This is a genomic window from Prescottella defluvii (assembly GCF_000738775.1).
In the GTDB taxonomy this organism is placed as follows: domain Bacteria; phylum Actinomycetota; class Actinomycetes; order Mycobacteriales; family Mycobacteriaceae; genus Prescottella; species Prescottella defluvii.
On the sequence record NZ_JPOC01000029.1, the window covers coordinates 16,692 to 33,429 of the forward strand.

A 16,738-nucleotide genomic window follows, 5' to 3' on the forward strand; every position below is an offset into this window, starting at 1 on the left:
TGCGACTAGAATCGACACGCACAGCCTGCCACCACTGCTTCAGGAGCCCACCCGTGCCCGTCGCGCCCGACCCCCATCCCGCGTTCGCTGCGTATACCCATCCGGAGCGACTCGTCTCGACCGAGTGGCTGTCCGTCAACCTGGGCACCCCCGGTGTGAAGGTGGTCGAGTCGGACGAGGACGTCCTGTTGTACGACATCGGCCACATCCCCGGCGCGGTGAAGATCGACTGGCATCTGGATCTCAACGATCCGGTCACCCGCGACTACATCGACGGTGCGGCGTTCGCGGACCTGATGAGCCGCAAGGGCATCTCCCGCGACGACACGGTGATCATCTACGGCGACAAGAGCAACTGGTGGGCGGCGTACGCGCTGTGGGTGTTCACGCTGTTCGGGCATCAGGATGTGCGCCTGCTCGACGGCGGCCGCGACGCGTGGCTGTCGGAGAACCGGGACACCACGCTCGACGTCCCGGCGCCGCCGCCGACGCAGTACCCGGTGATCGAGCGGGACGACACCACGATCCGGGCGTTCAAGGACGACGTGCTGGCGCATCTCGGTGCCGGTCCGCTGGTCGATGTGCGCTCCCCGCAGGAGTACACCGGCGAGCGCACCCACATGCCGGACTACCCGGAGGAGGGGGCGCTGCGCGGCGGTCACATCCCCACGGCGATCTCGATTCCGTGGGCGCGGGCCGCGGCGCCGGACGGGCGGTTCCGCAGCCGTCCCGAGCTCGAGGAGATCTACGCCGACTTCTCGCGTGACGACGACATCGTCGCGTACTGCCGTATCGGGGAGCGGTCGAGCCACACGTGGTTCGTCCTCACCCATCTGCTCGGGTTCCCGAGCGTCCGCAACTACGACGGCTCGTGGACGGAGTGGGGCAACGTGGTGCGGGTGCCGATCGTCAAGGGCGACGCGCCGGGTCTGGTTCCGGGCGCCACCGAGGAGGCGGCGTCGTGAGCGTGCCGGACAGCCTCGCCGAGATCGTCGACGACTTCGCCGCGGTCGGCGCGCAGGACAAGCTGCAGTTGCTGCTGGAGTTCAGTCGCGAGTTGGCACCGCTGCCCGCCGAGCTCGAGCAGGACGCGATGGAGCCGGTCCCGGAGTGCCAGTCGCCGCTGTTCCTGTTCGTCGACAGTTCGGACCGGGAGAAGGTGCGGTTGCATTTCAGTGCTCCCGCCGAGGCTCCGACGACGCGGGGCTTCGCGTCGATCCTCCATCAGGGGCTCGACGGGCACAGCGCCGCAACGATTCTCGCGGTTCCCGACGACTTCTACGCGGACCTCGGCCTGGCCGACGCCGTCAGCCCCCTGCGGTTGCGCGGTATGAGCGCGATGCTCGCACGGATCAAGCGGCACCTCCGCAACTGATCGTGCGTCTCGCGTAACACCTGACCCAATTCACCCGAAACAGCAATGACCCGGGGAGCGACCCTCCCCGGCAACTTCGACTGTGACGATCTTCACTGCCGCCACCGCGGCGGAACAAGAGACTGGATTCTCCACGATGGAATTCACCGAGCTCGCGGATTACGCGATCTCCCCCGGCATGCTCACCGAGTGGTTACCCGAAGCGGGGCCCGGGTGGGTGGAGGACGGCCGTCCCGCCTCCTACATCCACGAGGCGCACCTGCGGCGGACCGCGGACAGCACCCACGACGACGGCCGCGAGTCGTGGCTCGGGACCGCTTTCCGCCTGCCCGGGTCGCTCGATCACGACGCGTTCCGCACCGCGGTCCGTGCGTGGATCACCCGGCACGAGCCGCTGCGCAGCCAGGCGGAACTGCTCGCCGACGGGCGGGTCCGCCGGTACACGATCGACGCCGACCACATCGATCTCAATGAGGTTCGTCACGAGTACGAGTTCGACGCCGATACCGTCTTCGAGCGGGTGCACGATCTGTTCGACGAGCTGACCTCACCGCATCGCTGGCCGGCCTATCTGTTCGTCACGCTCGAACACTCGGACCCCGAGCCGGGCTGCACGGTGTTCTTCGCCGCGGATCATTCGCTGATCGACGGACTGTCGGTGGTGCTGGTCGCGCACGAGATCACCCGTCTGTACACCGAGGCGCTGACGGGCAGCCCGTCGGATCTGGTTCCGGCCGGCAGCTACATCGATTTCGGTGCGGAGGAACGCGCCGCCGCGGCGACGGTCGATCACCGGCACCCGGCCGTCGACTGTTGGCGGACGGCCTTCGTGCGCAGCAAGGGCCGGCTGTCGGATTTCCCCCTCGATCTGGGGCCGCGGCCGGAGAATCGGGTCGCGCAGCAGGCGGTCTCGGAGTGGGTGTTCGACGCCCGCCAGGCCGCGGCCTTCAACACGGTGTGCCACCGCGCCGGGCAGAACTTCTTCGCCGGCGTTCTCGCGTGCCTGGCCCAGTCGAATGCCGAACTCACCGGCAACACGGTGTTCCGGACGGTGACGCCGGTGCACACCCGCCACGATCCGCACTGGGCGACGTCACTCGGCTGGTTCGTGGGCCTGACCCCCGTCGAGTTCGACATCGCCGGGGCCGCCGACTTCGCCGAGTCCGCGGCGCGCGCGGCTGCCGCGGTGTCGTCGACGAAGTCGGCGGCGAAGGTGCCGTTCGCCCGGGTGGAGGAGATCCTCGCGACTCCGATCCGACCCCGGTTCGTCGTGTCGTTCATGGATGTCCGTTTCGTTCCGATGGCTCAGCAGTGGCCCGAGGTCCAGGCGCGCGCCCTCCGCAGTCGTCACTACACCCACGACGTGTACATCTGGGTGAACCGAACGCCCCACGGGCTCAACGTCTCCGCACGGTTTCCGGGAACACCCACCGCGATCGAGGCGGTCCGGCTCTTCCTGAACCGGGCCAGGCGGGCCCTGCTGGAGGTGGTTCCGGCCGAGGAACCGGCCCGCACCGTCGCACCGGCCGTCGCCGCGGGAATCCATACCACTACTGATCAGTAGGGTTGCGGCGCCGAACGCAGCCCTTAATGTGTAAGCCCGATCCGGTTACATCGTCTATCGGATTGGTGCCTACACTCCGATGAGATGCCATCAGATACCTGCCGGTGATGCTCACGGGTGAACCGCGGGGACAGACCATGCGAAACACAGGAGGCTCAGTGCCCAGTCATGCCAGCGCGCACATCACGAAGGTGCTTGTCGCCAACCGCGGCGAGATCGCTGTGCGGGTCATCCGAGCCGCTAAGGACGCCGGATACGGCAGCGTCGCTGTCTACGCGGAGCCCGATGCGGACGCACAGTTCGTGAAGCTCGCCGACGAGGCATTCGCCCTCGGTGGTCAGACGTCCGCCGAGTCCTACCTGGTGTTCGACAAGATCCTCGACGCCGCGAAGAAGTCCGGCGCCGACGCGGTCCACCCCGGCTACGGCTTCCTGTCGGAGAACGCCGACTTCGCGCAGGCCGTCATCGACGCGGGCCTGATCTGGATCGGCCCGTCGCCGCAGTCCATCCGCGACCTCGGCGACAAGGTCACCGCCCGCCACATCGCCGAGCGCGCGAACGCTCCGATGGCGGCCGGCACCAAGGATCCGGTCAAGAACGCCGACGAGGTCGTCGAGTTCGCCAAGCAGTACGGCGTCCCGGTCGCGATCAAGGCTGCCTTCGGTGGCGGCGGTCGCGGCATGAAGGTCGCGCAGACCATCGAGGAGATCCCCGAGCTGTTCGAGTCGGCCACCCGTGAGGCCATCGCCGCCTTCGGTCGCGGCGAGTGCTTCGTCGAGCAGTACCTGGACAAGGCCCGCCACGTCGAGGCCCAGGTCATCGCCGACCAGCACGGCAACGTCGTCGTCGCCGGCACCCGCGACTGCTCGCTGCAGCGCCGCTTCCAGAAGCTCGTCGAGGAGGCCCCCGCGCCGTTCCTGACCGACGACCAGCGCGCCCGCATCCACGCGTCCGCGAAGGCCATCTGCAAGGAGGCCGGCTACTACGGCGCCGGCACGGTCGAGTACCTGGTGCAGGGCGACACCGTCTCCTTCCTCGAGGTCAACACCCGCCTGCAGGTCGAGCACCCCGTCACGGAAGAGACCGCGGGCATCGACCTGGTGCGTCAGCAGTTCCTGATCGCCAACGGTGAAGAGCTCTCCATCAAGGAAGATCCCACCCCGCGCGGTCACTCCTTCGAGTTCCGCATCAACGGCGAGGACGCCGGCCGCGGCTTCATGCCGGCTCCCGGCCCCGTCGCCGTCTACCGCGAGCCCTCGGGCCCCGGCGTGCGCGTCGATTCCGGTGTCGTCGCCGGCGACGTCATCGGCGGACAGTTCGACTCGATGCTCGCCAAGCTCATCGTCACCGGAGCCACCCGCGAAGAAGCCCTCCAGCGAGCATCGCGCGCTCTGGCCGAGTTCGAGATCGACGGCCTCGCGACCGTCCTCCCGTTCCACCGCCACATCGTCGAGAACCCGGCATTCGTCGGCAACGGCGAGTCGTTCGACATCTACACCAAGTGGATCGAGACCGACTGGGTCAACACCATCGAGCCGTACGCCGGCGCCGGTGTCGTTGCCGATGACGAGGAGAACCTGCCCCGTCAGCAGGTCGTCGTCGAGGTCGGTGGCCGTCGTGTCGAGGTCTCGCTGCCCGGTTCGTTCTCGGTCGGCAATTCTGGCGGTGCCAGCGGCGCTGTTCGTAAGAAGCCGAAGGCGCGCAAGCGCGGTGGCGCCGGTGCCGGTGCCGCGTCCGGTGACGCCGTGACCGCCCCGATGCAGGGCACCGTCGTCAAGGTCGCCGTCGAGGAGGGCCAGGAGGTCGCCGAGGGCGATCTGATCGCGGTCCTCGAGGCCATGAAGATGGAGAACCCGGTCACCGCCCACAAGGCCGGTGTCGTGACGGGTCTGTCGGTCGAGGCCGGCGCCGCCATCACCCAGGGAACGGTCCTCGCCGAACTGAAGTGATGCTCCGGTAGGAACACCCAGCATTCTGTGCGCGCCTCGCGATTCGCGAGGCGCGCACAGTGCTGTTCGGGGCTGTTCGGGCAGTAGTCTCTACGGCATGTCCGATCTTCCGGAAATTCGCGTCGGCACCGTCGAACGCGAACACGCACTCGACGCGCTGACGCAGCACCTCTCCGACGGCCGGCTCACCGTCACCGAGTTCGACGAGCGCAGCGGGCGGATCGCCGCGGCCACGACGCGTGGGCAACTGGACCGGGTGTTCGACGATCTGCCGGCGCTCACACCGTCGGCGGCGGCGGCGAAGGTCTCACCCGAGGCCGAGAGTGCCGCCCCGGAGAAGCCGTGGCGCAACATCGTCATGGCGGTGATCCCGTTCGTGGCGCTGGCACTGTTCTTCCTGGTGCCGATCGACAACAGTTGGCTGTTCTTCCTCCTGATTCCCGCGACAGGGGCGATCCTGTTCGGCGGCGGGGACGGCAGGAGAGGACGCGGCGGCCACTGATGGAACCGATCGAGATCAACGCCGGTTCGTGGTACCTGCGCGCGCTGCGGGCGGACGAGCGGGTCGACGACCGTCCGGCGCTTCGTGACGGCGGCATCACCGACCCCGGCTACGTCGCCGAGCGGGCCCGTCAGTGGGCCGCCGACGAACACTATTCCTGGGCCGTGTGTGAGCCGACGACGGGTGAACTGCTCGCCGAGGTCGGTGTGACGCCCTCCGCCGACGTCGGCGCCGTGAGCGGCTGGGCGCGCCCCGGGCACGAGGACGCCCTCGCCACCGCCACGGACGCGGTCCGACGATTCACCGAGGGCGCCCTCGGGCTGGCCCTCACCGAGCGCTGAGGGGCCCCGTGTTCGACAGGATCGATCGGCGTTTCGTGCCGCTCGCGATCGCGACGGTCGTCGTTCTCGTGATGCTGTTCTCCCCCGGTTCGACGGTCCCGAGTGGACCGGAGAACAGCGACAAGGTCACGCACGCACTGATGTTCGCGGCGTTGGCGCTGACGTCCCGCTACGCCCGCATCGGCGTGGCGTGGACGGCGGCGTGGCTGCTGGCGTTCGCGGCGGTGTCAGAGGTGCTGCAGGGCGCGCTGCCCATCCAGCGCAGCGGATCGGTGTGGGACGCGGCCGCCGACGCCGTCGGTATCGCACTCGGACTGGTCCTGGCCCGGGTGCTCGCGCGGCCGTTGCGGATACCTGTCTGACCGTCAGCCCTCGATGAGGTGCTCGCGGATGGTCTGCTGGCCGTCCCGGTCGATGCCGAGACCGTCGGTGAAGTAGCCCTCGATCGTGCCGAACGTCTCCCGCATCTGTGCGAGCGCCGCGTGCAGGTATTCGGCTCGGACACCGAGAATGTCCTTGAGGGTCTCCGGGTCGCCGCCGGCTGCACCGAACTTGTCGAACGCGCTCGCGAACGTCGGCAGCAGCAGCGTATTGGTGAGCAGGTAGTCGGTGAAGACGTCGTCCTCGTCGACCCCGAGGAGCATCAGCAGCGACGCCGTGGCCCACCCGGTGCGGTCCTTGCCGGTGGTGCAGTGCACGAGCGCGGGCAGTGTCTCGCGGGCCGCGAGATCGGTGAACATCGAACGGTACGACGCGATCGCGCTCGGCATCGTCACGAAGTCCCGGTAGCTGCCCAGCATGTAGCCGCGGGCCTTGTGCTCCCCGAGCATCGACACCGCGATGGACGGGTCCTCGAGGAACGCCTTCATCTGCGCCGGGACTGCCTGCGTCGCCCGGTCCGCGAGGACGTCGAGCGCCACCTCGCGCGCCGACGGGGGCAGCCGGTCGGGTGCGGCTTCGCGCTCGGAGTGCGTGCGCAGGTCGAACACGGTGACCAGGCCCAGGTCCGCGAGTCGCGGCGCGTCGTCGACGGTGATCTTGCTGAGGTCGGTCGACCGGTAGAAGCGTCCGAACCGGACCGTGCCACCGTCGCCCGTCCGGTAGCCGCCGACGTCGCGCAGGTTCGGGACGGACTGGATGGGGATGCTCGCGCCGGGCGTCGCACCGGAAATTGACGTCATATGCCCACGGTAAACGAGACCGCCGGCCGGGGCTGTCGAAAGCTCCGGCCGGCGGTGTCGTGTCGTACGAGGTGGGGCGGTCAGCCCAGCTTCTTGGACCGCAGTTCGTGCCCCTTCGAGGTCTTGCAGCGCCCGGTCTCGAGGTCCCACTGCCAGCCGTGCAGGTTGCACGTCAGGTTGGAGCCCTCGACGACACCGAACTTGCTGAGGTCTGCCTTGAGGTGCGGGCAGCGGCGCTGGATCTCGTAGCCGCCGACCTCGATCGACGCGCTGTCGTCGTGCGCCTCGGAGAACCAGCCGTCCGCGTAGGCGATGCGCTCGTCGGTCAGGCACTTGAAGAACGTGTAGAGGAACTCGTTGTAGCCGCCGACGCGCCACGCCTCGAAGCGGGTGGACAGGAAGATCGTGTTGACCCAGTCCGGCTCGTCGTCGCGCAGCACGGTGCGCACCAGTTCGGGTGCGATGCGGAAGCCGTACCGGTACTTGCCGTCGCCCTCCTGCGGCTCCCGGACCGTTCGGTTCGGGAAGTCGAGGACCACGGTCTCGTCCCCCATCACCAGGCCCACGGGGTAGCCGATGCCGTCGCAGATCAGGTCGGACTGCGCCATGATCGGCTCGAACTTGGCCTTGAGCGGGCCGAGCAGCGGCTCGCCCTCCGCCGGCGCCCACGTCGCCTTCTCGGCTGCGATGACCGGCGCCAGACGCTGCGCCATGTCCTCGATGTAGGCGGCCTTGTCGGTGAAGATCTTGTCGACGTCGGCGTCCGGGATCGGGTGCGCCAGCGTGGCCTTCTCGCCGTGGATGTCGACGGTCGAGCCGGGGATCATCAGCAGGCCGCCGTCGTTGCCGTGGAGGCGCATCTGCTCGAGGAACACGATCTGGTCGGGGAAGATGTTGCCCTCGTCGCCGTGATCGTCGTTCAGGTCGCGGAGCGCGTCGTCGAGGAACACCGGCGGGCCGGCGGACGGCACGACCCAGGTGGCGCCGACCTGCTCGATGTAGCTGCGGCAGCGGTCCATGCCGCGCTGACGCTTCTGCTTGCCGAAGTTGCGCTTGGTGCCGGCCGGGATGTCGTACACCATCGGGTACCAGATGGCGCCCGAGTACTGCAGCAGGTGGATGTCGATCTTGCCGAACGCCTCGAGCATCGGGTCCATGTCGACGGGCCGGGCGTCGTTCATGTTGAAGCACACGGTCTCACCGTCGGAGACGACCAGGCCGGAGTCGCCGATCGGGCCGTCCGCGGGGGCGCGCAGCGCGACGATCATGACGTCCAGGTCGCCCTTGGGACCGCTCACCGTGTGCTTGACGGAGTCCTGGGTCTCGAAGAACTTGGTGAAGCCCAGCTTGCGCAGTTCCCGCTCGAGGTCCGGCACCGGGTAGTCCGGCAGCAGGACGGTCGCGTCCTTGTTGACGTGCTTGGTGAGCGTCTCCGGATCGAAGTGATCCTTGTGCAGGTGCGAGACGTACAGGTAGTCGACGTCGCCGAGGGCGTCCCAGTCGAGTCCGGTGTTGTCCGGGAACGGGAACCACGACGCGAAGTACGCGGGGTTTACCCACGGGTCGCAGAGAATCGACCCCGCCTCGGTCTGGATGTGGAATCCGGCGTGTCCGACGCTGGTGATCTGCACTCGTCTGCCTCCTCGATAGACCCCGCCAATCGTAACGAGGCGAGGCCGCTGCTTTGTCCGGCGCACCACGGTTGTGGGCCGAAACACCTGGTATCGGGGACTTCGGTCCCTACGAGCCGACCAGTACGAGCACCCGGTCGAGGGCGTCGACGGCGGCGTCGAGTTCGGCGATGGTCACCGTCAGCGGCGGCCGGAAGCGGATCCCCCGTTCGCCGGTCGCCAGGAACAGCACGTGTTCGTGCTCCCGCAGTTGCGCCACCAGCCGGTCCCGATACTCGGCCGTGGGCAGCGTGATCGCGCACATCAGGCCGCGGCCGCGGGGTTCGGTGACGGCGTCGTGCCGGGTTGCCAGGTCTTCGAGTCGGCGCAGCAGATGCGTCCCGCACAGCCGGGCGCGGTCGATCAGCCGGTCCTCCTCGATCACCTCGAGGATGCGCCGGGCCCGGACCATGTCGGCGAGGTTGCCGCCCCACGTCGAGTTGATCCGCGAGCTGACCGCGAAGACGTTGTCGTGGACCTCGTCGACCCGCCCGCCGGCCATGATCCCGCACACCTGGGTCTTCTTGCCGAACGCGACGACGTCGGGGGTGACACCCAGCTGCTGGTAGGCCCAGGCAGTGCCGGTGAGCCCGCAGCCGGTCTGCACCTCGTCGAAGATCAGCAGTGCGTCGTGTTCGCGGCACAACTGCTGCATGCGGGCGAAGAACTCGGGGCGGAAGTGGTGGTCGCCGCCCTCCCCCTGGATCGGCTCGGCGACGAAGCATGCGATGTCGTGTGGGTGCGCGTCGAACGCCCGGCGGGCCTGATCCAGCGCCCGGTCCTCGGCGGCCACGACGTCCCGGCCCTCGGACAGATAGGGCGCATCGATCCGCGGCCAGTCGAACTTGGGGAACCGGGCGATCTTGGCGGGGTCGGTGTTGGTGAGCGACAGCGTGTAGCCGCTGCGGCCGTGGAACGCCTCGGTCAGGTGCAGTACCCGCGTGCCGAGCGCCGGATCGCGGCCGGCGGCGTCGTTGCGGCGGCTCTTCCAGTCGAACGCGACCTTGAGGGCGTTCTCCACCGCGAGGGTGCCGCCGTCGACGAAGAACAGGTGCGGCAGCGCCGGGTCGCCGAGGACCCGCGCGAAGGTGTCGACGAAGCGCGCCATCGGGACGGTGTAGATGTCGGAGTTGCTGGGCTTGTTGATCGCGGCGGTGACGAGTTCGTGGCGGAACTGTTCGTCGTCGGCGAGCGCCGGGTGGTTCATGCCGAGCGCGGACGACGCGAAGAACCCGAACATGTCCAGATAAGTCGTGCCGTCACGGAGATCGACGACGCGGACGCCGCGGGACGTCTCGAGGTCGAGGACGAGGTCGAACCCGTCCGCGAGCATGTGCGCTCGCAGGACGTCGTGTACTCGCCCGGCCGGCAGGTCCGAGTCACCGGCCGCGGGGCGGACCGCGGTGCTCATACGAAAAGGCTACGTCAGCATTCCGGGTCACGGAGGGCTGTCGGGACTCGTACGATCGAGGGGCGATGGCCGAAATCCACGAACTGCGGTCGAGATTCGCTGCGGCGCTGTCTCGTATGTACGGCCGCGAGGTGCCCGCCTACACGACCCTGATGGAGGTCACCGAACAGGTCAATGCGGACTTCCTCGCCGCGCATCCGGATTCGGCGCAGCGCCTCGGCAGCATCGCCCGGGTGACGGCGGAGCGGCACGGTGCGATCCGGGTCGGCACCGCGGCCGAGATGCACGACGTCGCAGTCCTGTTCGCCGGATTCGGCATGTACCCGGTCGGCTTCTACGACCTGCGGGAGGCCACTGCACCGGTTCCGGTGGTGTCGACGGCGTTCCGCCCGATCGAACCCGACGAACTGGCCCGCAACCCGTTCCGGGTGTTCACGTCGATGCTCACCACCGCCGACCGGCGCTTCTTCGACTCCGGCCTGCAGCGGCGACTCGACGCCGCTGCAGGCCGGCGCCGACTGTTCCCGGACGTGCTGCTGTCGCTGGCCCGCCGCGCGGCCGACGACGGTGGGCTCGACGAGTCGCAGGCGCAGCGGTTCCTCACGTTGGCGACCGGAGTGTTCGAGCTGTCCGGCGAGCCGGTCGACCGGGCCTGGTACCGCGAACTCGAGCAGGTCTCCGCGGTCGCCGCCGACATCGGCGGCGTCACCAGCACCCACATCAACCACCTGACGCCGCGGGTGCTCGACATCGACGACCTGTATGCGCGGATGTCGGCGCGCGGCATCGCGATGATCGACCGGATCCAGGGACCGCCGCGGTGGGACGGACCGGCCGTGCTGCTGCGGCAGACGTCGTTCCGGGCGCTGGCCGAGTCGCGCCGGTTCCTCGAACCGGACGGCACGATCACCGATGGCGCGCTGCGGGTGCGGTTCGGTGAGGTCGAGGCCCGCGGGATCGCACTCACCCCGGAGGGCCGGTCCCTGTACGACGAGCTGATGGACACCGATCCGTCCAACGAGAAACGGTTGTGGGACACACGGTTCCCGCGGTCCGAGGACGAGCTCGAGAAGCAGGGCACGGCCTACTTCACGTACCACGACGGGGTCCGCGCACCGATCGTCTACGAGGACTTCCTGCCGAGATCGGCGGCCGGGATCTTCCGGTCGAACCTGGACTCGGACACCCCGATGCACGACGCGTCCGGCACCGAGTTCTCCCTCGATGCGCTGGCCGCGGTGATCGGCCGTGAGGTACACGACCCGTACGAGTTGTATCGACGTCAGCAGGAACGGTCAGGAGGGCCACGATCATGACACTTCCCGGTACCGGCGTGTTGGCGGGTCGCGCGATCGCGGCGCTCGGCCGTTGCGGTGCAACACTTCCCGAGATCGCCGGTGATGCCGGACCCGCCCCGCTCACCGCGCGCACCCCCATCGACGGTTCGGTCCTGGCGTTTCTGCATCCGACGACGAACGCCGCCGTCGACGCGGCGGTGGGGCGCGCGGCCGAGGCGTTCGTGGCGTGGCGGACCGTCCCCGCACCGAAGCGCGCCGCGGTGGTGCGCCGACTGGGCGAACTGCTCACCGGCCACAAGCAGGATCTGGCCGATCTGGTGACGCTCGAGGCCGGCAAGATCCGCTCCGAGGCGCTCGGCGAGGTGCAGGAGATGATCGACGTCTGCGAGTTCGCGGTGGGACTGTCCCGGCAGCTGTACGGCCGCACGATGGCGTCGGAGCGTCCCGGCCACCGCCTGTCGGAGACGTGGCACCCACTGGGGGTGGTGGCGGTGATCTCGGCGTTCAACTTCCCGGTCGCGGTGTGGTCGTGGAACACCGCGCTGGCGCTGGTGTGCGGCGACCCGGTGGTGTGGAAGCCGTCGGAGACCACCCCGCTCACCGCGATGGCGTGCGACGCCCTGCTGCACCGGGCGATCGTGGATTGCGGCGCCCCCGACGGCCTGCACCACGTGCTGCTCGGGACGGCGGTGGTGGGCGAGCAACTCGTCGACGATCCGCGGGTGGCGCTCGTCAGCGCCACCGGGTCGGTGCGGATGGGACGGGCCGTGGCACCGCGGGTGGCGGCCCGCTTCGGCCGCTGTCTGCTGGAGTTGGGCGGCAACAACGCCGCGGTGGTGACCCCGTCCGCCGACCTGGACCTGGCGGTGCGGGCGGTCGTGTTCGCGGCCGCCGGCACCGCGGGCCAGCGGTGCACGACGTTGCGCCGGTTGATCGTGCACCGCTCGATCGTCGACGACGTCACGGACCGGATCGCCGGCGCGTACCGGCAGTTGCCGGTCGGCGACCCGTTCGACGACGGCATCCTGGTGGGTCCGCTGATCTCCGGGGCCGCGCTGCACGCGATGCACGCCGCCCTGGACACCGCCCGCGCCGACGGCGGCGTGGTGGTGACCGGCGGTGAGCGGGTCGGCGGCGGTGGCTCGTTCTACGTGACGCCCGCGCTCGTCCGCATGCCGTCGCAGACCGCGATCGTGCGGGCCGAGACGTTCGCGCCGATCCTGTACGTCCTCACCTACGACACGTTCGGCGAGGCGATCGAACTGCACAACGCTGTCCCGCAGGGCTTGTCGTCGGCGATCTTCACCACCGACCAGCGTGAGGCCGAACGTTTCCTCGCCGCCGACGGCTCCGACTGCGGCATCGCGAACGTCAACATCGGGACGTCCGGCGCCGAGATCGGGGGCGCGTTCGGCGGCGAGAAGGAGACCGGCGGTGGACGTGAATCCGGGTCGGACGCCTGGAAGGCGTACATGCGCCGCGCCACCAACACCGTCAACTACTCGGACGAACTGCCCCTCGCGCAGGGGGTGCAGTTCGGTTGACGGGTGTAATGCCCGCACGCCTCCCGCCGACAATGCAGATGTAGCCGCGGTGCCGTCAGCAGACCCGCACCGTCGGCGACTCGACAGGAGGGGGCTCCATGAACATGAGGACAGCAACCGGACGCGCGCTGGTGGGGGTGGTCGCGGCGATCGCGATCGGCGGCGCAGCGGCCGCACCGGCGGGGGCGGCGGCGGATCCACTTGCACCGATCACGGCAAGTCTCGGGAGTGTTGCGGCGCCGCAGGGCATCACGACCCAGACGCTGATCGCGGCCCGGAACGCCGGGTTCCCGATCTATGAGGCGATCGGGACTACGGAGTATCCCGCGCCGAAAAGGTCGTTCACACTGACCGAGTATCGGCGCGTGTACGACCTGAACGCACTGAGCTCCCCGACGGCGAAGTTCGTCGGCACGGGTGCGGTTGCCCCGGACACGTTCTGGGTCCTGCACGGCCGCACCCTCGCGAACTCGATCATCGTGAACCTGCACGAGACGTGGCAGGACAATGTCAGCTTCCCGCTGATGGCATGGGACGACACGACCCTGAAGTTCACCGGCAGCCCACTCGTGCAACTTCCCGACGGCGGCCCCGCCGCCGGCATCGCGGTGGTCACGGCCGGGACCGGTTCGACGTCGTCGAGTTGACGGGCGGCGGCGGGCGGACGGTCACTGACGTTCGCCCCGCCGCAACCGCGCGTCGTAGTCGGCGCGGGCGGTGGGGTCGACGCGGGTCAGTGCCCGCTCGCCGCCGACGGCCCGGCGGATCAAGCGCACCAACCGTTCCGGAGCCACCGCCAGGCCCAGGTCGAGGGCCGCGAGGTAGCCGGGGACGGGTGTCTCGGCGCGCCGGGTCCGCAGGGTGCGCACGATGGCGTCGGCGATGTCCTCGGGGTCGACGGTGGGCAGGCCCTTACCGAGCGGGATGCCCGACGTGAGTGTCGTGCGAACGGCGCTCGGCAGGACGGTGGACACGCTCACCCCGTGATCGGCGAATTCGAGCCGGGCCGCGGACGAGAGGCCTACGGCCGCATACTTGCTCGCGTTGTACACCGCGAGTCCGGGGATCGCGATCTTCCCGGCCAGCGAGGCGACGTTCACGACGTGGCCGCGTCCGCGTTCGATCATGCCGGGCACCACCGCCCGCATGCCGTGGATCGGCCCCCACACATTGACGTCGATCGTCATCTCCCCGGTCGCGTCCGCCTCCTCGAGGAAACCGCCGACCGGCATGACGCCGGCGTTGTTGACCAGGATGTCGATGGGGCCCACCTCGCCGACACACGCGTCCCACGACGCGCGCGATCGGACGTCGAGCACGTGCGCGGTGCCGAGACCGTCGGCGGCGGATTCGACCGCGGTCCGGTCGACGTCGGCGAGGGCAACGGTCGCGCCGCGGGCCGCGAACGCCCGCGCGGTGGCCCTGCCGATGCCGCGTCCGGCACCGGTGACGAGGACGCGGGCACCGCTCGGGTCGATATCGGGATACCGGGTCATGACGTGACCTCCGTGGATGTCAGGTAGGCAGATTCGTCGAAGTCCCGCAGCCGCTCCCGCATCCGCCCGGTGGACCACGGCCAGTTGAAACTGTTGCGGCCGTTGACGTCGAGGAAGTAGCTCTGGCAGCCTCCGGCGTTGTAGACGGTGGTGCCCAGCGCCTGCTGCACCTCCGCGTTGAACGCGGCCTGCACCTCGGGGCGGGTCTCCATCCGGGTCCAGCCGGCCTCGCGGGCGGCGGCGATCGCGGCCGTCAGATAGTCGAGTTGCGCCTCGAGGATCATGAACGCCGACGTGTGCCCGGTGCCGAGCGCGGGCCCCAGCAGCACGAACGCGTTGGGGAATCCGGCAACGGTGGTGCCTAGGTAGGCCTGCGGGCTGCCCTTCCAGTGGTCGCCCAGGCTGCGACCGTGACCGTCGAACACCCGTGACGCGATGGGCATGTCGAGGATGTGGAACCCGGTGCCGAAGATGATGGCGTCGACTTCGCGTTCCTGACCGTCGGCACCGACCACGACGTTGCCGCGCACCGACTGCACCGCGTTCGCGTGCACCTCGACGTTGGGGCGGCCGAGCGCCGGGTAGTAGGTGTTCGACATCAGCAGCCGCTTGCAGCCGAGCGTGTAGTCGGGGGTGAGCGATCGCCGCAGTCGCGGGTCGCGCACCTGGGCGCGCAACTGGAGTCGTCCGATCTGCTGGATCACCCGCAGGATCCACGGGTTGCGGAAGCCGACGCCGAGCGCCTCCATGATCCCGTACTGGATGCGCCGCAGCGCATTCAGTGATCCGGGAATCGCGCCGATCGCCGCACGAACCGGGCCGGGCAGGGCGGTGTCGGGCTTGGGCAGCACCCACTGCGCAGTGCGCTGATACAGGTGCAACTCCCCCACCGTCGGTGCGATCTCCGGTACGAACTGCACCGCCGACGCGCCCGTCCCGACGACCGCGACGCGTTTGCCGGACAGGTCGTAGTCGTGGTTCCAGCACGACGAGTGGAATACCTCGCCGGTGAAGCCGTCGAGCCCTGGAATGTCCGGGACCAGCGGCTGGTTCCACGGGCCGGCGGCCGCGATCACCGTGTTCGCGGTGAAGGTCCCCGTACTGGTGTCCAGCACCCATCGCCGCGCCGTCTCGTCCCACTGGGCGCGCAGCAGTTCGGTACCGAACTCGATGCGCTCGTGCACGTCGTGAGCGGCAGCGGCCTTCTCGATGTATTCGCGGATCTCGTTCTGACCCGCGAACAATCGGCTCCAGCCGGGGTTGGGCGCGAACGAGTACGAGTACAGCGCCGACGGCACGTCGCACGCGCACCCGGGGTAGGTGTTGTCGCGCCAGGTTCCGCCGAGCGCGTCGGACTTCTCGAGGATCACGACGTCGCCGATCCCCATGCGCTGCAGCCGGATCACGGCGCCGATGCCCGAGATTCCGGCGCCGACGACGATCACGTCGTGGTGGCGGGTCATGCGCGGGCTCCCGTCTCGAGGGCACGCTCCACCGCGGTGCGGGTGCTGCGCAGCGAGTGTTCGAGAGTCGCGAGCCGGCGTCGGTCGTCCATGAAGTTCGCGCCCATCACGGCGAGGTCGTCGGCGGTCGCGTCGATCCGGATCACCCGGGTGCCGGACGCCTCCAATGCCGCGCACTCGGCGTCGAGGCCGGCGCTCATCCAGTTCCGGAGCACCAGCCGTTCGAGGACGGCCGAGCCGCGGCCGGGGATCCGCCCGCGGGAGGCCATCGGCGCCAGCACGATCACCTCGTCGAGTCCGCGGCCGGCCAGCAGGTCGGCCGACGCGGTGGACGCCGCTCCGCCGTCGACGAACCGCCTGCCGCCGATCCGGACGGGTGACATCCAACCCGGGATCGCCCATGACGCTCGCAGCGCCTCCGACAGCGTCACGTTCGGCGCCCCCTGCGCGCCGAACGCCACTCGCCCGCCGGTGGCAGCGTCCATCGCGACCAGCCACGTCTGCGGATGTGCGACCCAGCCGCCGGCGTCCGCGACGCCGGTGGCCAGACGGTCCAGCCACCCCGCGTTGCCGCGGCCCTCGGGCAGCAATCCGCTCAGCCTGGTCATGGTGGGCAACTCGCGACGCAGCAGTCCGGGCGCACCCGGGCGCGGTCGCGGCAGCGGCGGGAAGCGGCCCGGCGCGCCCGCGAAATGGCCGGCGAGGACCGGATGCGTCGACTCCCCCAGTTGCATCGCGAGGATCTCGTCGACGCCGATGCCGCTCCCGAGCATCGTGACGAGTTCGGCTCCCGCCGATGTGCCGACCAGGACGTCCGCGTCGCGCGGATCCCAGCCGAGCGCGTCCCGCACCGCGACCAGTGCCGCGACGGTCCACGCGGCCCCCAGCGTTCCCCCGCATCCGATGACCAAGCCGCGACTGAGATGTGTGTCACTCGACGTCAT

Annotated in this window: 16 protein-coding genes; 10 read left to right on the forward strand and 6 right to left on the reverse strand. The window is 69.4% G+C overall.

Annotation, left to right across the window (positions count from 1 at the left end):
• The first annotated feature begins 53 nt into the window (after positions 1–53).
• The 7 genes from IJ15_RS0111960 (at position 54) to IJ15_RS0111990 (ending at position 6,093) form a co-directional block, all read left to right on the forward strand.
• Positions 54–965 (forward strand): sulfurtransferase, encoded by a 912-nt coding sequence (locus tag IJ15_RS0111960; protein WP_031938570.1) that lies wholly within the window; start codon positions 54–56, stop codon positions 963–965.
• On the forward strand, positions 962–1,375 hold the full coding sequence (locus IJ15_RS0111965) for a SufE family protein (protein ID WP_031938571.1): 414 nt from the start codon (positions 962–964) through the stop codon (positions 1,373–1,375). Before IJ15_RS0111960 ends, IJ15_RS0111965 begins: the two co-directional genes overlap by 4 nt.
• 82 nt (positions 1,376–1,457) lie before the next feature.
• Positions 1,458–2,939, forward strand: coding sequence for a condensation domain-containing protein (locus IJ15_RS0111970; RefSeq protein WP_231569512.1), 1,482 nt, complete (start codon positions 1,458–1,460; stop codon positions 2,937–2,939).
• A 158-nt stretch (positions 2,940–3,097) separates the two neighbouring features.
• Positions 3,098–4,888 (forward strand): acetyl/propionyl/methylcrotonyl-CoA carboxylase subunit alpha, encoded by a 1,791-nt coding sequence (locus tag IJ15_RS0111975; protein ID WP_031938573.1) that lies wholly within the window; start codon positions 3,098–3,100, stop codon positions 4,886–4,888.
• Between the two features lie 97 nt (positions 4,889–4,985).
• A complete protein-coding gene (locus IJ15_RS0111980) occupies positions 4,986–5,390 on the forward strand; it encodes a DUF1707 SHOCT-like domain-containing protein (RefSeq protein ID WP_031938574.1) in 405 nt (134 codons plus the stop codon).
• Positions 5,390–5,731, forward strand: coding sequence for a hypothetical protein (locus tag IJ15_RS0111985; protein ID WP_031938575.1), 342 nt, complete (start codon positions 5,390–5,392; stop codon positions 5,729–5,731). The genes IJ15_RS0111980 and IJ15_RS0111985 overlap by 1 nt, the downstream gene beginning before the upstream one ends.
• 71 nt (positions 5,732–5,802) lie before the next feature.
• Positions 5,803–6,093, forward strand: coding sequence for a VanZ family protein (locus IJ15_RS0111990; RefSeq protein WP_051918814.1), 291 nt, complete (start codon positions 5,803–5,805; stop codon positions 6,091–6,093).
• Positions 6,094–6,096: 3 nt separating this feature from the next.
• Here the strand turns inward: IJ15_RS0111990 and IJ15_RS0111995 are convergent, their stop codons facing one another.
• The 3 genes from IJ15_RS0111995 to lat form a co-directional block, all read right to left on the reverse strand.
• Positions 6,097–6,912: a tyrosine-protein phosphatase gene (locus IJ15_RS0111995; protein ID WP_031938577.1), complete on the reverse strand. Its 816-nt coding sequence runs from the start codon at positions 6,910–6,912 to the stop codon at positions 6,097–6,099.
• An 80-nt stretch (positions 6,913–6,992) separates the two neighbouring features.
• Positions 6,993–8,543, reverse strand: a complete 1,551-nt coding sequence (locus IJ15_RS0112000) for a Rieske 2Fe-2S domain-containing protein (protein ID WP_031938578.1) — start codon at positions 8,541–8,543, stop codon at positions 6,993–6,995.
• 109 nt (positions 8,544–8,652) lie between these two features.
• Complete coding sequence (gene lat / locus IJ15_RS0112005; protein WP_031938579.1) at positions 8,653–9,993, reverse strand: L-lysine 6-transaminase; 1,341 nt, start codon at positions 9,991–9,993, stop codon at positions 8,653–8,655.
• Positions 9,994–10,058: 65 nt separating this feature from the next.
• Between lat and hglS the strand changes: the two genes are divergently transcribed.
• The 3 genes from hglS (at position 10,059) to IJ15_RS0112020 (ending at position 13,482) form a co-directional block, all read left to right on the forward strand.
• The gene (gene hglS, locus IJ15_RS0112010; RefSeq protein ID WP_031938580.1) at positions 10,059–11,309 is read left to right on the forward strand and encodes a 2-oxoadipate dioxygenase/decarboxylase; all 1,251 of its coding nucleotides are present in this window, start codon (positions 10,059–10,061) and stop codon (positions 11,307–11,309) included.
• Positions 11,306–12,835, forward strand: a complete 1,530-nt coding sequence (gene amaB / locus IJ15_RS0112015) for an L-piperidine-6-carboxylate dehydrogenase (protein ID WP_031938581.1) — start codon at positions 11,306–11,308, stop codon at positions 12,833–12,835. Before hglS ends, amaB begins: the two co-directional genes overlap by 4 nt.
• 104 nt (positions 12,836–12,939) lie before the next feature.
• The gene (locus IJ15_RS0112020) at positions 12,940–13,482 is read left to right on the forward strand and encodes a hypothetical protein (protein ID WP_197059808.1); all 543 of its coding nucleotides are present in this window, start codon (positions 12,940–12,942) and stop codon (positions 13,480–13,482) included.
• Between the two features lie 21 nt (positions 13,483–13,503).
• Here IJ15_RS0112020 and IJ15_RS0112025 read toward each other — a convergent pair whose 3' ends face one another.
• Genes IJ15_RS0112025 through IJ15_RS0112035 form a run of 3 tightly spaced genes read right to left on the reverse strand, consistent with a single transcriptional unit; the run spans position 13,504 to position 16,738 of the window.
• Positions 13,504–14,331 carry an SDR family oxidoreductase gene (locus IJ15_RS0112025; RefSeq protein WP_031938583.1) on the reverse strand — a complete coding sequence of 276 codons (828 nt, stop codon included), beginning with the start codon at positions 14,329–14,331 and terminating at the stop codon, positions 13,504–13,506.
• On the reverse strand, positions 14,328–15,794 hold the full coding sequence (locus tag IJ15_RS0112030; protein ID WP_031938584.1) for a flavin-containing monooxygenase: 1,467 nt from the start codon (positions 15,792–15,794) through the stop codon (positions 14,328–14,330). Before IJ15_RS0112030 ends, IJ15_RS0112025 begins: the two co-directional genes overlap by 4 nt.
• Positions 15,791–16,738, reverse strand: coding sequence for a patatin-like phospholipase family protein (locus IJ15_RS0112035; RefSeq protein ID WP_031938585.1), 948 nt, complete (start codon positions 16,736–16,738; stop codon positions 15,791–15,793). The genes IJ15_RS0112030 and IJ15_RS0112035 overlap by 4 nt, the downstream gene beginning before the upstream one ends.

Bases quoted from the DNA above. Each gene is read 5' to 3' on its own strand.
- IJ15_RS0111980 (WP_031938574.1), top strand. From the start codon at position 4,986: ATGTCCGATCTTCCGGAAATTCGCGTCGGCACCGTCGAACGCGAACAC.
- IJ15_RS0111985 (WP_031938575.1), top strand. From the start codon at position 5,390: ATGGAACCGATCGAGATCAACGCCGGTTCGTGGTACCTGCGCGCGCTG.
- IJ15_RS0111990 (WP_051918814.1), top strand. From the start codon at position 5,803: ATGCTGTTCTCCCCCGGTTCGACGGTCCCGAGTGGACCGGAGAACAGC.
- IJ15_RS0111995 (WP_031938577.1), bottom strand. From the start codon at position 6,912: ATGACGTCAATTTCCGGTGCGACGCCCGGCGCGAGCATCCCCATCCAG.
- lat (WP_031938579.1), bottom strand. From the start codon at position 9,993: ATGAGCACCGCGGTCCGCCCCGCGGCCGGTGACTCGGACCTGCCGGCC.
- hglS (WP_031938580.1), top strand. From the start codon at position 10,059: ATGGCCGAAATCCACGAACTGCGGTCGAGATTCGCTGCGGCGCTGTCT.
- amaB (WP_031938581.1), top strand. From the start codon at position 11,306: ATGACACTTCCCGGTACCGGCGTGTTGGCGGGTCGCGCGATCGCGGCG.
- IJ15_RS0112020 (WP_197059808.1), top strand. From the start codon at position 12,940: ATGAGGACAGCAACCGGACGCGCGCTGGTGGGGGTGGTCGCGGCGATC.
- IJ15_RS0112025 (WP_031938583.1), bottom strand. From the start codon at position 14,331: ATGACCCGGTATCCCGATATCGACCCGAGCGGTGCCCGCGTCCTCGTC.
- IJ15_RS0112030 (WP_031938584.1), bottom strand. From the start codon at position 15,794: ATGACCCGCCACCACGACGTGATCGTCGTCGGCGCCGGAATCTCGGGC.
- IJ15_RS0112035 (WP_031938585.1), bottom strand. From the start codon at position 16,738: ATGACGTCGAGTGACACACATCTCAGTCGCGGCTTGGTCATCGGATGC.